General features: G+C 60.1%; 14 protein-coding genes and 1 other RNA gene. 4 read left to right on the top strand and 11 right to left on the bottom strand.

Annotated elements, in window-relative coordinates; all coding sequences use genetic code 11:
- Window position 1 precedes the first annotated feature (1 nt).
- The 9 genes from mraY to rsmI form a co-directional block, all read right to left on the bottom strand.
- Entirely contained in the window at window positions 2-1,084 is a 1,083-nt protein-coding gene (gene mraY / locus FHL16_RS19165) for a phospho-N-acetylmuramoyl-pentapeptide-transferase (RefSeq protein WP_010458126.1), read from the bottom strand.
- The gene (locus FHL16_RS19170) at window positions 1,084-2,451 is read right to left on the bottom strand and encodes a UDP-N-acetylmuramoyl-tripeptide--D-alanyl-D-alanine ligase (RefSeq protein ID WP_077748993.1); all 1,368 of its coding nucleotides are present in this window, start codon (window positions 2,449-2,451) and stop codon (window positions 1,084-1,086) included. Before FHL16_RS19170 ends, mraY begins: the two co-directional genes overlap by 1 nt.
- Window positions 2,444-3,907 carry a UDP-N-acetylmuramoyl-L-alanyl-D-glutamate--2,6-diaminopimelate ligase gene (locus FHL16_RS19175; protein ID WP_010458130.1) on the bottom strand — a complete coding sequence of 488 codons (1,464 nt, stop codon included), beginning with the start codon at window positions 3,905-3,907 and terminating at the stop codon, window positions 2,444-2,446. The genes FHL16_RS19170 and FHL16_RS19175 overlap by 8 nt, the downstream gene beginning before the upstream one ends.
- On the bottom strand, window positions 3,907-5,646 hold the full coding sequence (locus tag FHL16_RS19180) for a peptidoglycan D,D-transpeptidase FtsI family protein (RefSeq protein WP_177346241.1): 1,740 nt from the start codon (window positions 5,644-5,646) through the stop codon (window positions 3,907-3,909). The genes FHL16_RS19175 and FHL16_RS19180 overlap by 1 nt, the downstream gene beginning before the upstream one ends.
- The gene (gene ftsL, locus FHL16_RS19185) at window positions 5,646-5,939 is read right to left on the bottom strand and encodes a cell division protein FtsL (protein WP_010458132.1); all 294 of its coding nucleotides are present in this window, start codon (window positions 5,937-5,939) and stop codon (window positions 5,646-5,648) included. The genes FHL16_RS19180 and ftsL overlap by 1 nt, the downstream gene beginning before the upstream one ends.
- Window positions 5,936-6,883, bottom strand: coding sequence for a 16S rRNA (cytosine(1402)-N(4))-methyltransferase RsmH (rsmH, locus tag FHL16_RS19190; RefSeq protein ID WP_010458133.1), 948 nt, complete (start codon window positions 6,881-6,883; stop codon window positions 5,936-5,938). The genes ftsL and rsmH overlap by 4 nt, the downstream gene beginning before the upstream one ends.
- Window positions 6,880-7,335: a division/cell wall cluster transcriptional repressor MraZ gene (gene mraZ / locus FHL16_RS19195; RefSeq protein WP_008025967.1), complete on the bottom strand. Its 456-nt coding sequence runs from the start codon at window positions 7,333-7,335 to the stop codon at window positions 6,880-6,882. The genes rsmH and mraZ overlap by 4 nt, the downstream gene beginning before the upstream one ends.
- Before the next feature lie 355 nt (window positions 7,336-7,690).
- Window positions 7,691-8,044: RNase P RNA component class A (gene rnpB / locus FHL16_RS19200), an RNA gene on the bottom strand.
- A 76-nt stretch (window positions 8,045-8,120) separates the two neighbouring features.
- On the bottom strand, window positions 8,121-9,026 hold the full coding sequence (rsmI, locus tag FHL16_RS19205; protein WP_167362276.1) for a 16S rRNA (cytidine(1402)-2'-O)-methyltransferase: 906 nt from the start codon (window positions 9,024-9,026) through the stop codon (window positions 8,121-8,123).
- 175 nt (window positions 9,027-9,201) lie between these two features.
- Here rsmI and FHL16_RS19210 point away from each other — a divergent pair, with 175 nt between their 5' ends.
- The 4 genes from FHL16_RS19210 to FHL16_RS19225 all read left to right on the top strand — a co-directional run bounded on the left by FHL16_RS19210 (window position 9,202) and on the right by FHL16_RS19225 (window position 12,648).
- A complete protein-coding gene (locus tag FHL16_RS19210; protein ID WP_077748995.1) occupies window positions 9,202-11,013 on the top strand; it encodes a penicillin-binding protein activator in 1,812 nt (603 codons plus the stop codon).
- A complete protein-coding gene (locus FHL16_RS19215) occupies window positions 11,013-11,375 on the top strand; it encodes a YraN family protein (RefSeq protein WP_007904371.1) in 363 nt (120 codons plus the stop codon). The genes FHL16_RS19210 and FHL16_RS19215 overlap by 1 nt, the downstream gene beginning before the upstream one ends.
- Window positions 11,376-11,479: 104 nt before the next feature.
- The gene (locus FHL16_RS19220) at window positions 11,480-12,073 is read left to right on the top strand and encodes a phosphoheptose isomerase (protein ID WP_008025961.1); all 594 of its coding nucleotides are present in this window, start codon (window positions 11,480-11,482) and stop codon (window positions 12,071-12,073) included.
- Window positions 12,070-12,648: a BON domain-containing protein gene (locus FHL16_RS19225; protein WP_010458144.1), complete on the top strand. Its 579-nt coding sequence runs from the start codon at window positions 12,070-12,072 to the stop codon at window positions 12,646-12,648. Before FHL16_RS19220 ends, FHL16_RS19225 begins: the two co-directional genes overlap by 4 nt.
- A gap of 99 nt (window positions 12,649-12,747) precedes the next feature.
- Here the strand turns inward: FHL16_RS19225 and FHL16_RS19230 are convergent, their stop codons facing one another.
- Together FHL16_RS19230 and FHL16_RS19235 are read right to left on the bottom strand one after the other, a co-directional pair.
- Window positions 12,748-13,161, bottom strand: coding sequence for a ClpXP protease specificity-enhancing factor (locus FHL16_RS19230; protein WP_010458147.1), 414 nt, complete (start codon window positions 13,159-13,161; stop codon window positions 12,748-12,750).
- Window positions 13,162-13,177: 16 nt separating this feature from the next.
- Window positions 13,178-13,795 (bottom strand): glutathione S-transferase N-terminal domain-containing protein, encoded by a 618-nt coding sequence (locus tag FHL16_RS19235; protein ID WP_007905304.1) that lies wholly within the window; start codon window positions 13,793-13,795, stop codon window positions 13,178-13,180.
- Between the last annotated feature and the right edge of the window lie 138 nt (window positions 13,796-13,933).

Raw genomic sequence — 13,933 nt, forward strand, 5'->3', positions numbered from 1 at the left:
TCTACCTCAGCTTCAGGGTGGCAAGGCCGACCAGTACGAGGATCACGGTGATGATCCAGAAACGGACGATCACACGCGGCTCGGGCCAGCCCTTGAGTTCAAAATGGTGGTGAATGGGTGCCATGCGAAACACACGGCGACCGGTCAGCTTGAAAGAAGCAACCTGGATAACCACGGACAGGGTTTCCATCACGAACACGCCGCCCATGATGAACAGGACGATTTCCTGACGGACGATCACCGCGATGGTGCCCAGGGCCGCGCCCAGCGCCAGCGCGCCGACGTCGCCCATGAAGACCTGCGCCGGATAGGTGTTGAACCAGAGGAAACCGAGGCCCGCACCGATCAAGGCACCGCAGAACACGATCAACTCACCGGCGCCCGGCACATACGGAATCAGCAGGTATTCAGCGAATTTCACGTTACCGGACAGGTAGCAGAAGATGCCAAGACCGCCGCCGACCATCACCGTCGGCATGATCGCCAGACCGTCGAGGCCGTCGGTCAGGTTGACCGCGTTGCTCGAGCCGACAATCACGAAATAGGTCAGAACAACGAAGCCTATGCCCAGCGGAATGCTGTAGTCCTTGAGCATCGGCAGGATCAGGGTCGTTTCCACCGGCGTCGCAGCGGTCATATAAAGGAAGATCGCCGCGCCCAGGCCGAACACCGACTGCCAGAAATATTTCCAGCGGCTCGGAAGGCCTTTGGAGTTTTTCTCGATCACTTTGCGATAGTCGTCGACCCAGCCGATAGCGCCGAACAGCAACGTCACCAGCAACACGGTCCAGACATAACGGTTGCTCAGGTCAGCCCAGAGCAAGGTGCTGACGCCGATGGACGACAGGATCAGTGCACCGCCCATCGTCGGGGTGCCCGACTTGGACAAGTGCGATTGTGGACCGTCGTGGCGAACGGATTGACCGATCTGACGGTTCTGCAAAGTGCGGATCATCCACGGGCCATAGCACAGGGACAAAACCAGCGCGGTCAGCACACCGAGGATCCCGCGCAGGGTCAGGTACTGAAAGACCGCGAAGCCTTTGTAGAACTGTTGCAGATACTCCGCTAGCAGCAGCAGCATTAATGTTTCTCCAGACTGGACCCGCACAAAGCGGCGACGATGTTTTCCATCGCAGCGCTGCGCGAGCCCTTGATCAAAATGGTGGTGTTTGTGTCTTGCTCGGCGCCCAGTGCCTTGATCAGCTCAGCCTGAGTGCTGAAGTGAAAGGCCTGTGGACCGAAAGCGTTCACGGCGTGAGCCATCAGTGGCCCAACGGCGTAAAGCGCGGAAACCTTGCCGCGGGCGTACTCACCCACATCGCGGTGCCCCTGTTCTGCCCAATCGCCCAGTTCGCCGATATCTCCGAGCACCAGAACGGTGCGGCCGGAAAAGCCGGCGAGTATATCAACGGCGGCGCACATGGAGGTGGGGTTCGCGTTGTACGTGTCATCGATCACGCGCATGCCATTGCTGGCCAGTTGCGCGACGGTGCGGCCCTTGACCGGTTGCACCGCGCCGAGGCCGGTGGCGATGCCGAACAGCGACACGCCCAAGGCGTGTGCGGCAGCGGCGGCGGCCATGGCATTGGTAACGTTATGGGTGCCGAGCATGTTCAGTTGAACGCGCTCCACACCTTCAGGACTGTGCAGGTTGAAGGCCGGGCAACCGCGCGCATCGCGATCCAGGTCGCTGGCATAGAAGTCGGCGCTTGGGTTGTTCAGGGCGAACGTCAGGACTTTGCGGCCGGCCGCACGGGCCTTCCAGATGCCGAACGCCTTGTCGTCAAGATTGAGCACAGCGACGCCATCGGCCTCCAGCCCTTCAATGATCTCGCCCTTGGCTTCAACGATTTTTTCCGGCCCGCCGAACTCGCCGACGTGGGCGGTCCCGGCGTTGTTGAGCACGGCCACGTGCGGCTTGGTCATGCCGACGGTGTAGGCAATTTCGCCGAGACGCGAAGCACCGAGTTCAATAACGGCGGAGGTATGTTCCGGCGCGAGTTCGAGCAGGGTCAGCGGGACGCCGAGGTCGTTGTTCAGGTTGCCACGGGTCGCCAGGACCGGACCGCGCGTGCGCAGGATGCTGGCGAGCATTTCCTTGACCGTGGTTTTGCCGCTGGAACCGGTGATCGCCGCGACCGGGTTAGTAAACGCGGCACGGTTCATCGCGCCCAGTTGGCCCAACGCCTGGCGGGTGTCCTTGACCAGCAATTGCGGCAGCGCGCTGTCGGCGACTTCGCGCTCGACCAGAGCGGCAACCGCGCCTTTGCTGGCGACGTCGTTCAAATAGTCATGACCGTCGAAGCGCGGACCGGCCAGGGCAATAAACAGTTGGCCCGGTTTGATCGCGCGGCTGTCGATGCTGACGCCATCGAACGTGGCATCGGCTGCGATCAATCGTGCATTCAGTGCGCCAGTCAGCTCACTCAGTTTCAACGCTTTAAGCATGGGCCACCTCCCATGCGGTCAAGGCGTGATCGGCCTCGACCAGATCGGAGAAAGCGTGACGCTCGCCGTTGATTTCCTGATAGTCCTCGTGACCTTTACCGGCCAGGACAATCACGTCATCCGCCGAAGCACTGGCGATCAACTGGGCAATCGCCTGCCCACGGCCAGCGACAAAGGTGACTTTATCCACAGCGGTGAAACCGGCGCGGATGTCATCGAAAATCAACGAAGGATCTTCGGTGCGAGGGTTGTCATCGGTGACCAGCACACCGTCGGCCAGACGTTCGACCACTTCGGCCATCAGCGGACGCTTGCCGCGATCGCGATCGCCGCCACAGCCAAACAGGCACAACAAACGGCCTTTGGCGTGTGGACGCAGGGCCATCAAGACTTTTTCCAGCGCGTCCGGGGTGTGGGCGTAATCGACGACCACCAGCGGCTGAGTGCCGCCGCCCAAGCGTTGCATGCGACCGGCCGGGCCTTCGAGTTTCGGCAGGACCTTGAGGATTTCGTCCAGCGCGTAGTCCAGGCCGAGCAAAGCGCCGACGGCGGCCAGCACGTTGCTCAGGTTGAAACGACCGAGCAAGGTGCTGCGCAAATGGTGTTCGCCCTGCGGCGTGACCAGCGTGGCGCGCACGCCTTCGTCATCGAACTGCGCTTCACGGCAATACAGGTAAGCGCTGGCATCTTCCAGGCTGTAGGTAATAAGGCGCGACTCACGTTTGTCCGCAGCCAGTTGGCGGCCGAACTCGTCGTCGAGATTGATCACCCGGCACTTCAAATCATTCCAGGCAAACAGCTTGGCCTTGGCTTCGCCGTAGGCTTGCATGGTGCCGTGGTAATCGAGGTGATCGCGGGACAGGTTGGTCATCACCGCCACATCGAATGCCAGCGCGGTCACGCGGCCTTGGTCCAGGCCGTGGGAAGACACTTCCATGGCGACGGCTTTGGCGCCGGCCTTTTTCAGGTCAGCCATGGTCGCTTGCACGGCGATCGGGTTCGGCGTGGTGTGCAGGCCACTTTCCAGTGCACCGTAGAAGCCGGTACCCAGGGTGCCGACAATGCCGCAATGCTGGCCGAGCAAATCCAGTGCTTGTGCAACCAATTGCGTGACGCTGGTCTTGCCGTTGGTGCCGGTCACGCCAACCAGGTTCAGGTGCCGGCTCGGGTCGCCATAAAAGCGACCGGCGATGTCCGACAGCTGCGCCGCCAGGCCTTTGACCGGAATCAGCGGCACGTCGGTGATCGGTAAAACGGTAGCGCCTTCGACTTCGTAAGCCACGGCAGCAGCACCGCGTTGCAAGGCATCGGCGATGTGCGCGCGCCCGTCGAGCTTGCCGCCAGGAACGGCGAGAAACAGATCGCCAGCCCGCACGTTACGGCTGTCCAGGGTCAGCTCGCGGATCAACAGATCGCGGCCGGCGTGGGCGAAAATCTTGTTCAGGCTCAAAGACATTAGCCGCGCCCTCCATTGGCTTTCAGTGGAACGACCGGTGTGGCGTTAGCGGTTTGCGTCGGTGGCAGGTTGTCCGGGGTGATGTTCATCAGGCGCAGCGTCCCGGACATCACTTTGCTGAACACCGGGGCCGATACCAGACCACCGTAGTAACCGGCTTTGGTCGGTTCATCGATCACCACCACGATTGCATAGCGCGGATCGCTCATCGGGCCGAAGCCGGCGAACAGCGATCGGTAGGAATTCTCGGCGTAGCCTTTGGTGCCCACCGACGTCTTGCGCGCAGTACCCGACTTGCCGCCCACGTGATACGCCGGCACTTGCGCACGGAATACACCGCGCGGGGCTTCGATCACCTGGGTCAGCATGGTCTGCATGGTTTTCGCGACGGCTTCCGGCAGCACTTGCGTGGTTTGCGCTGGTTTGTCGGTTTTGATCAGGGTCAGCGGTGCGAGACGACCGTTGTTGGCCAGGGCCGAGAAGGCGTGGACCAGCTGGATCGCGGTCACGGAAATACCGTAGCCGTAGGACAGCGTGGCGGTTTCAGCCTTGCGCCATTCGCGGTAGTTCGGCAGGTTGCCGACGCGTTCGCCCGGGAAGCCGAGACCGGTGTCTTGGCCGAGGCCGACTTTCTGCGCGAGGCGGAAGATGGTTTCGCCGCCGATATCGAACGCGACCTTACTCATGCCGACGTTACTGGAATTGATCAGGATGCCGGTCAGGTCAAGCACCGGGCCTTCGGACTTGGAGACGTCCTTGATGGTGTATTTACCAATCTGCAAAGTGCCCGGGTACACCTCGACGGTGTCGCTCGGTTTCCAGCGCCCGGTTTCGATCGCTGCACTCATGGAAATGGCTTTCATGGTCGAACCCGGCTCGAACACGTCGATCATGGCGCGGTTGCGCATCATCGCCGGTTGCAGGTTGCGACGGTTGTTCGGGTTGTAGGTCGGCTGGTTGACCATGGCGAGGATCTCACCGGTCTTCACGTCCATGATCACCAGGCTGCCGGCCTTGGCACCGTTCTCGATGATCGCGTTACGCAGCTCGCGGTTGGCCAGGTATTGCAGACGCAGGTCAATGGACAACGCCAAGGGCTTGCCGGCCTTGGCGTTTTTGGTGACCTGGACATCCTTGATAAGTCGGCCGCGCCGATCCTTGATGACCTGTCGCTTGCCGGGGACGCCGGCCAGCCATTCGTCGTAGGCCAGTTCGACCCCTTCACGACCGTGGTCATCGATGTCGGTAAAGCCGACCATGTGCGCGGTGACTTCACCGGCCGGGTAGAAACGCCGGAACTCTTCGATGCCGTAGACACCCGGCACTTTCAGGTCGAGCACGGACTGGCCTTGCTCGGGAGTCAGCCCGCGCACCAGGTAGATGAATTCTTTGTTGGCCTGGGCTTCGAGACGCTCGGCCAGGGCTTTAGGGTCTTGGCCCAGCGCGACCGCCAGGGCTGGCCATTTCTCTTTGGCCAGCTGCATTTCCTTGGCGTTCGCCCACAGTGTGGTGACCGGGGTACTCACGGCCAAAGGCTCGCCATTACGGTCGGTGATCAGACCACGGTGAGCCGGAATCGGAATGTGACGAACGCTGCGCGCATCGCCCTGACCTTTAAGGAAGGCACGGTCGACGACTTGCAGGTCGATGATGCGCCAGCAAATCGCCGCGACCATGATGCCGAGCAAGCCCAGCACCAGGCGGAAACGCCATGGGAACAGTGCGCCTTCGAGTTTCATCATGGCGCCACCATCTGCACTTCAGCGGCGCCGGGAATGCGCATCTTCAGTTGCTCGGTGGCCAGCACTTCGATACGGCTGTGCGCAGTCCAGGTGCTCTGCTCGAGAATCAACCGGCCCCACTCCGCCTGCGCCTTGTCGCGCACGCTCAACTCGGCGTACAGCGAGTTCAGCAACTGACGGTTCCAGTGGGCGCTGTACGACACGCCGATGGCCGACACGAGCACGCCAATAAACAGCAGCAGCATGAAAAAGCTTCCGCCGGGAAGAGGCTTGGCGAAAAGCTTGCTCACCGCAGCTTCTCCGCGACGCGCATGACGGCGCTCCGGGAACGTGGGTTGGCTTTGAGTTCGGCCTCGGAGGCGGACTGCGCTTTGCCATGGATTTTGATGATCGGTTCGAACGCGACGTGACGGACCGGCAGGTTGCGCGGCAGGTTGTCGGCTTCGCCTTTTACCAGCTTGCGCATGAACAGTTTGACGATGCGGTCTTCCAGCGAGTGGAAGCTGATGACGACCAGACGGCCGCCGATCTCCAGGCAGTCCAGTGCGGCTTCGAGGCCGGCTTCCAGGTCGCCCAGTTCGTTGTTGACGTGGATACGCAGGCCCTGGAACGCACGGGTGGCAGGGTTCTTGCCCTTTTCCCATGCCGGGTTGGCGACTTTCAGGACTTCAGCCAGGTCGGCCGTGCGCTCGAACGGCTTGATGTCGCGACGCTCGGCTACGGCCCGGGCCATGCGGCCGGAGAAACGCTCTTCGCCGTATTCCTTGAATACGCGGGCGATCTCTTCCACCGGTGCGGTGTTGACGAATTCGGCAGCGCTGATCCCGCGGGACGGGTCCATGCGCATGTCCAGCGGGCCATCATTGAGGAAACTGAAGCCGCGCTCAGGGTCGTCGAGCTGCGGCGAAGACACGCCCAGGTCGAGCAACACGCCGCTGACCTTGCCGTGCAGGCCACGTTCGGCCACTTCCGAACCCAGCTCGGCAAAGCTGCGTTGCACAACGACAAAGCGGCCGTCTTCGGCCGCTAGCGTTTGCCCGGTGGCAATCGCTTGAGGATCTTTGTCGAATCCGAGGACCCGACCATCGGGGCCGAGCTGGCTGAGGATCAACCGACTGTGCCCGCCGCGCCCGAACGTACCGTCCAGATAGCAGCCATCAGGACGTACGGCGAGAGCCTCCACGGCTTCGTCAAGCAGTACGGTGATGTGGTTAAAGCCGCTATCAATAGTCACAGGATCAAATCACGCAGTTCATCAGGCATGGCGCCCGGTTGTTGAATAGCAGCCAGGTCAGCGGCAGAAACCGCATCCCAGGCATCCTCGTCCCACAATTGGAACTTGTTCAGTTGGCCTACCAACATCGCGCGCTTATCCAACCTGGCATATTCACGAAGACGCGGCGGAACCAGAAAACGACCACTGCCATCGAGCTCGAGGTCGACGGCATTACCAATCAGCAAACGTTGCAGGCGGCGGTTCTCTTCGCGAAGCGAAGGCAGTGCGCGCAGTTTGGTTTCGATAATTTCCCACTCATCGAGGGGGTAAACACACAAACACGGATCAACGGCATCAATTGTGACGATCAGTTGACCGGAACTACGCGAAACGAGCTCGTCACGGTACCGGCTCGGCATAGCGAGACGGCCCTTTGCGTCGAGACTGATAGCGTTAGCTCCGCGAAACACGTCAGCGTTTCTCCAAATATTAGCGTTTTACGCTCAAAAAACCCACTTCATGCCACTTTCCGCCACTTGCGCACACTATAGGAATGCGGCCACCGCACCGTCAAGGCGCGGTTTAAAGGAAAAGCCTTACAGAACTGAGATTTAGGAGGGTAAACGGAGGGGTAACGACAATCTGACGGCTGAATTTGCCCAATAACTTGAATCAGCACAGAAGGCTGCGTTCGAAAGTTAAAGTAGTTTGTTAAGAGTAAGATTTTTTCGGTATTACGAAAGTGTTCTGGCAACGATTCTGGAAGGAGGGAAAATGCTACTACCAGCGCCCTGCTTAAATGATTAAAGCAGGGAGGAGAAAAAGGTGGAGAGTCGATCTGTAAGCCGGGTTCTGTCTTGAACAGTCATTCGTCTACGATGGCCATCACTGGACATCTTTAGCAACCTACCCGGTCCCAGCGCGGGCCACGCCTTGGGACCCTATTTGGTCTTGCTCCAAGTGGGGTTTACCTAGCCACGAACTGTTGCCAGACGTGCGGTGCGCTCTTACCGCACCTTTTCACCCTTACCGGCGCCGAAGCGCTTAGGCGGTTATTTTCTGTGGCACTTTCCGTAGGCTCACGCCTCCCAGGCATTACCTGGCACTTCGCCCTATGGAGCCCGGACTTTCCTCCCCCCCCTAATTTTCATAGAGGGCAGCGACTGTCCAATCGACTCTCCGCCGCGAAGGTTAACGGCAGAGCGGCCGAAGAACAAGCGCTAAACGCCTTTGGCTGCTCCTGTGCGTCGGGTTTTTACTCGCCCTTCTGTTTATCCAGCGCCACCTGATAGAGCACATTCTTGCGCTCACCGGTAATTTGCGCCGCCAATGCCGCCGCACGCTTGAGCGGCATCTCTTCAAGCAACAGATTGAGGATGCGCATGGCCTCACTGCTGACCGCGTCCTCGGTCTCGGGTACAGACCAGCCCGCCACCAACACCACACACTCGCCACGCTGCTGATTGCTGTCCGACTCGACGAACTCACGCAGCTCGGCCAGCGGCAGGCCTTTGAGGGTTTCGAAGGTTTTGGTGATTTCACGGGCCAACAACGCCGGACGTTCAGGACCGAACACCAGCTCCATGTCTTGCAGGCACTCAAGGATGCGATGCGGCGCCTCATAAAAAATCAGTGTGCGCGGCTCTTCCTTGACCAGCTCAAGACGAGCACGACGACCGACAGCCTTGGCCGGCAGGAAGCCTTCGAAAATGAAACGGTCCGACGGCAGCCCCGCCGCCGACAATGCCGCGATCAATGCACAGGCACCCGGAACCGGCACCACATTGATCCCGGCGGCACGAGCCTGACGCACCAGGTGATAACCCGGATCGGAAATCAGCGGCGTGCCAGCATCGGAGATCAGCGCCACATCATCCCCCGCCAGCAATCGCGTGATAAAGCGGCTACCCTCGTCGCGCTCGTTGTGCTCATGGCACGCGGCCAGCGGCGTGGGAATGCCGAAATGCTGCATCAGGCGCTGTGAGTGACGGGTGTCTTCGGCGGCAATCAACGCGACGTCGCGCAGGATCTTCAGCGCACGTGCACTGATGTCGTCCAGGTTGCCGATGGGCGTCGCCACCACATAAAGCGAGCCAGCAGCGGAATTCAAAGCACCTGGAGCAGTCAAAGCGCACACCTCATGATCGGTAAAAGGCGACATTGTAGCGCGTAGCGGCGCTTGCGATCGCCCCGCCCTCCTCGGGTTTTTCAGGCGTTTGTGCAGCGCTGCAACATTTGTACGAGCTAAATTGATCGATTCACGCCAGTAACATCGCGCCCCGGCCAGTGCTTGGGTACAATTCCACGCTAATTTGATCGAGTATCAGGAACACTACATGATCGCTTGCCTGCGGCTGTTCACTGCCCTCTGCCTCGCTGCCTTGCTGGCGGCTTGCGCCAGCTCGCCCTCCTCCAGCCTTGGCGAACTTCCACGGACCCCTGACGCCAGTATCGAGCAGCTGCTCGAACAGGCCGCTCAAAGCAAGGACCCGGAAAAAGCTGCGTTGCTGCGCCTGAGCGCGGCCGACCTGGCCTATCGTCAGGGCAATGCCGGCCAGTCCGCGCAAATCCTGCAACAGGTTCCGGTGGAACAACTCAAGCCAGGCCAACAGGTCTTCGCCAGCACCCTGGCGGCTGAACTGGCCATGGCGCGCAATCAGCCCAAGGCAGCGTTGACTGCCTTGAGCCATCCGAGCCTGCAACGCCTGAGCGAGTTGCCGGTCGAGCAACAGGTTCGCACCGGCACTGTCCATGCTCGCGCCCTTGAGGCCGACGGACAGACGCTGGCCGCCGCACGGGAGCGCATTTTCATCGCACCCATGCTCGAAGGTGAAGCCGCCGCCAAAAACCACGAAGCGATCTGGACCCTGATCGCCTCGCTGCCAACCGATCAACTGCAGCCCACCACCAATGATGACCTCGGCGGCTGGATGGGCCTGGCACTGGCGGTGAAAACCGCCGGAACCCTGGAACAGCAGCAAGCCGCGATTGACAACTGGCGCGCCCAGAACCCTAAGCACCCGGCTGCCATTCAGTTGCCTCTGCCACTGACCAAGCTCAAGGAACTGGCCAGCCAGCCCCTGAGCAAGATCGCCCTGCTGCTGCCGCAAGACGGCCCGCTGGCGTCGGTCGGCAAAGCACTGCGCGAAGGTTTCATGGCTGCTCACTACCAGGCTCAACAAGCCGGGCAGAAGCCGCCTGCCATTGAGTTCTATGACAGCTCGAAACTGACTTCGATGGACGAGTTCTATCGCAAGGCCCAGGCCGATGGCGTGCAATTGGTGGTCGGTCCGCTGGAAAAACCACTGGTCAAACAGCTTAGTGCTCGCCCGCAACTGCCGATCACCACCCTGGCGCTGAACTACAGCGAAGGTGAACAAGGTCCGGCCCAGCTGTTCCAGTTTGGTCTGGCCGCTGAAGACGAAGCCCGTGAAGTGTCTCGTCGTGCTCGCGCCGACGGCCTGCATCGCGCCGCCATCATGGTGCCGAAAGGCGAATGGGGCGATCGCGTGTTGCGCGCATTCAGCCAGGACTGGCAAGCCAACGGCGGCAGCATTGTCGCGACCGAGCGCGTTGACCAACCGGTTCAACTGGCCCAGCAGATTGCCGACATGTTCCAGCTGCGCCAGAGCGAAGGTCGCGCCAAGAGCCTGCAAAGCACCGTCGGCTCGCAGATAGCAGCCCAGCCTTCGCGCCGTCAGGACATCGAGTTCATCTTCCTGGCTGCCACTCCGCAACAGGCCCAGCAGATCAAACCGACCTTGAACTTCCAGTACGCGGGCGACGTGCCGGTTTACGCCACCTCCCACGTGTTCAGTGCCAGCGGCGACGTGAACCAGTACAACGACATGAACGGCATCCGCTTCTGCGAAACCCCGTGGTTGCTGGACGCCAATGATCCGCTGCGCAAACAGGTCACCGCACAATGGCCGCAGGCCGCCGGCAGCCTCGGCCGCCTCTACGCAATGGGCGTTGACGCCTATCGCCTGGCACCGCGACTGGGGCAACTCAAGGCACTGCCGGACAGCCGTATTGAAGGTCAGTCGGGCAGCCTGGGCATGACTCAAAACCAGCGCGTGGTGCGCCAGTTGCCTTGGGCACAGTTCGTCAGCGGTCAGGTTCAACGCCTGCCGGATACCTCACGCTGATGCCTGACAGGTCACGCCAGCAAAGCGGTAAAGATGCCGAGCGCCATGCGCTCGAGCATCTTCAACAGCAAGGTCTGCGCCTGCTGGCGCAGAACTGGTTGTGTAAACGCGGCGAGCTTGATCTGGTCATGCTTGATGGCGATACAGTAGTATTCGTTGAAGTCCGCTATAGAAAAAACACCCAGTGGGGTGGAGCGCTCGACAGCATCGATGGGCGCAAACGGCAGAAACTGATTTTCGCCGCGCAGTATTTTCTTCAGCGCGAGTCGCGTTGGGCCAATTCCCCCTGCCGCTTCGACGTGGTTGCCATCGACAGCAACCTCGATCAGTTGAACTGGTTGCAGAATGCCTTCGATAGCTGATCGCCTGCGCCCCGAAGCGGACACCTTTACCCAACACTTTTGCTCTTTGCTTTGCGGGCTGCACATTCATGTGCCGAGTAGCCGCGCTAATTAAGGTCACACAGATGGACATGCAATCCCGAATTCGCCAGCTTTTTCAGGCCAGTATCGACACCAAGCAAATGGCGATGGACGTACTTGCACCGCACATCGAGCAAGCCAGCCAGGTAATGGTCAACGCCCTGCTCAATGAGGGCAAAATGCTTTCCTGCGGCAACGGCGGCTCCGCCGGTGATGCCCAGCACTTTTCGTCCGAGCTGCTCAACCGCTTCGAGCGCGAACGTCCGAGCCTGCCCGCCATTGCGCTGACCACCGACAGCTCGACGATCACCTCGATCGCCAATGACTACAGCTACAACGAAATTTTCTCCAAACAGATCCGCGCGCTGGGCCAACCGGGTGACGTATTGCTGGCGATTTCCACCAGCGGTAACTCGGCGAACATTATTCAAGCGATCCAGGCCGCACATGATCGCGAAATGATTGTCGTAGCATTGACTGGTCGCGATGGCGGCGGCATGGCGTCGTTGCTATTACCCGAGGACGTCGAGATTCGCGTACCGGCCAACGTCACCGCACGTATTCAGGAAGTCCACCTGCTGGCGATCCATTGCCTTTGCGATTTGATCGACAGCCAACTGTTCGGGAGTGAAGAATGACCCCTAATCGCCTAGGCCTTCTGGCCTTGACCCTGTGCCTCGGCATCAGCGGCTGCACTTCGGTGGTTAAAGCCAGCCGTGAAGCACCCATTGAAGATGACCGCGGTACGCGCACCTTCGGCAGCAAGATCGATGACTCCCTGATCGACACCAAGGTCGGCGTCAACGTCGCCAAGGCCGATCCTGCCCTGGACAACGATTCGCACATCGTCGTCACCAGCTTCAACGGCGTCGTGCTGCTCGCCGGGCAAACACCGACTGCCGAGCTCAAGGCCAAGGCCGAACAGGCTGCCGCCGCGGTCCAGCGCGTGAAGAAGGTGCATAACGAACTGCAGGTCCTGCCGCCCTCCGGTTTCCTTGCCCGTCAGAACGACACCTGGCTGACCTCCAAGATCAAAACCCAGATGCTCACCGACCCGAACATCCCGGGTTCGCGCATCAAGGTCGTCACCGAGAACGGCATCGTTTATCTGCTGGGCCTGCTGACCAAGCAGGAAGCGGCGCAGGCTACCAATCTGGTGCAAAGCGTTTCAGGCGTGCAGAAGATTGTGAAGTTGTTTGAGTACATTGACTGATATGGCTTATCGGCGATGGTGCTCTTAAAGACGCCTTCGCCGGCAAGCCTGGCGCCTACATGAAATAAAAAAGGGTGATCCTCGCGGATCACCCTTTTTTTATTTCACCACTTTCAAACTGGGTCGACCGCTGGGACGCGGTGGTTCGCTGTCGGGCGGCGGAATATCATCATCCGGCTCGATATCTTCCACGTCTTCCATAGGCGATTCCAGATCGAACACCATGCCCTGACCATTCTCCCGGGCGTAAATACCCAGGATCGATGCGATAGGCACGTACAGAGTGTGCGGCACGCCACCGAAGCGCCCTTCGAAGCTGACCGCTTCGTTGTCCATGTGCAGATGACGCACGGCAGCCGGCGATACGTTCAGGACAATCTGTCCGTCACTGGCAAAACCCTGAGGCACCTGCACCGATGGATACTCGGAATTGACCAGCATGTGCGGGGTGCAATCGTTGTCCACAATCCACTCATAGAGCGCGCGGACCAGATAAGGTCGACTGGAGTTCATAGCGGCTCCTTAAGCCTTAGCGCATATCGCGTTCGACACCAGACAGACTCGCCTGGAAAGCCTCACGCGCAAACGAGCGCTCCATGTAATCAAGCAACGGCTTGGCAGGCCGCGGCAGTTCAATACCCAGAATCGGCAAACGCCAGAGTATTGGCAATAGGCAGCAATCCACTAGACTTTGTTCCTCGCTGAGGAAAAACGGCTTGTCGGCAAACAACGGCGACACGCCAGTCAGGCTTTCACGCAACTCTTTACGAGCCACGACGCGGGCGGCTTCCTTGGTCCGCGAATCCAGGATCAGATCCACCAGACCACACCAGTCACGCTGAATACGATGGATCAGCAGACGGCTGTTGGCACGCGCCACAGGATAAACCGGCAGCAAGGGCGGGTGCGGGTAACGCTCATCCAGATATTCCATCACCACGGTCGACTCCCACAACGCCAGGTCACGATCGACCAGGGTGGGCAGACTTCCGTAAGGGTTCACTTCAATCAGTTTAGGCGGCTGGCGACCAGCTTCCACGTAAATGATCTCTGCGCTGACACCCTTCTCTGCAAGTACGATGCGCACTCGGTGGGAATAGTGGTCGGCGGGGTCGGAGTAACAGGCCAACCGATTGGTCACGCCCATGGCGGTCCTCCTCGCTTGTTGAAATTATCGGAAGCGGAAAAACGCACGCGCCCAGAGGACGCCTCCCGTAACGTCTGGCTTGCCAGACTCGTTACACCTTCAGAGACGCCCCTGGGCGCGTGCGATTAACAGCAATTG

It is taken from the genome of Pseudomonas sp. FSL W5-0299, from assembly GCF_005930655.1.
In the GTDB taxonomy this organism is placed as follows: Bacteria; Pseudomonadota; Gammaproteobacteria; order Pseudomonadales; family Pseudomonadaceae; genus Aquipseudomonas; species Aquipseudomonas mandelii.

Bases quoted from the DNA above. Each gene is read 5' to 3' on its own strand.
- FHL16_RS19170 (WP_077748993.1), bottom strand. From the start codon at position 2,451: ATGCTTAAAGCGTTGAAACTGAGTGAGCTGACTGGCGCACTGAATGCA.
- rsmI (WP_167362276.1), bottom strand. From the start codon at position 9,026: ATGTCGCCTTTTACCGATCATGAGGTGTGCGCTTTGACTGCTCCAGGT.
- mraY (WP_010458126.1), bottom strand. From the start codon at position 1,084: ATGCTGCTGCTGCTAGCGGAGTATCTGCAACAGTTCTACAAAGGCTTC.
- FHL16_RS19235 (WP_007905304.1), bottom strand. From the start codon at position 13,795: ATGGGCGTGACCAATCGGTTGGCCTGTTACTCCGACCCCGCCGACCAC.
- FHL16_RS19180 (WP_177346241.1), bottom strand. From the start codon at position 5,646: ATGAAACTCGAAGGCGCACTGTTCCCATGGCGTTTCCGCCTGGTGCTG.
- FHL16_RS19215 (WP_007904371.1), top strand. From the start codon at position 11,013: ATGCCTGACAGGTCACGCCAGCAAAGCGGTAAAGATGCCGAGCGCCAT.
- FHL16_RS19230 (WP_010458147.1), bottom strand. From the start codon at position 13,161: ATGAACTCCAGTCGACCTTATCTGGTCCGCGCGCTCTATGAGTGGATT.
- FHL16_RS19225 (WP_010458144.1), top strand. From the start codon at position 12,070: ATGACCCCTAATCGCCTAGGCCTTCTGGCCTTGACCCTGTGCCTCGGC.
- FHL16_RS19175 (WP_010458130.1), bottom strand. From the start codon at position 3,907: ATGTCTTTGAGCCTGAACAAGATTTTCGCCCACGCCGGCCGCGATCTG.
- FHL16_RS19220 (WP_008025961.1), top strand. From the start codon at position 11,480: ATGGACATGCAATCCCGAATTCGCCAGCTTTTTCAGGCCAGTATCGAC.
- FHL16_RS19210 (WP_077748995.1), top strand. From the start codon at position 9,202: ATGATCGCTTGCCTGCGGCTGTTCACTGCCCTCTGCCTCGCTGCCTTG.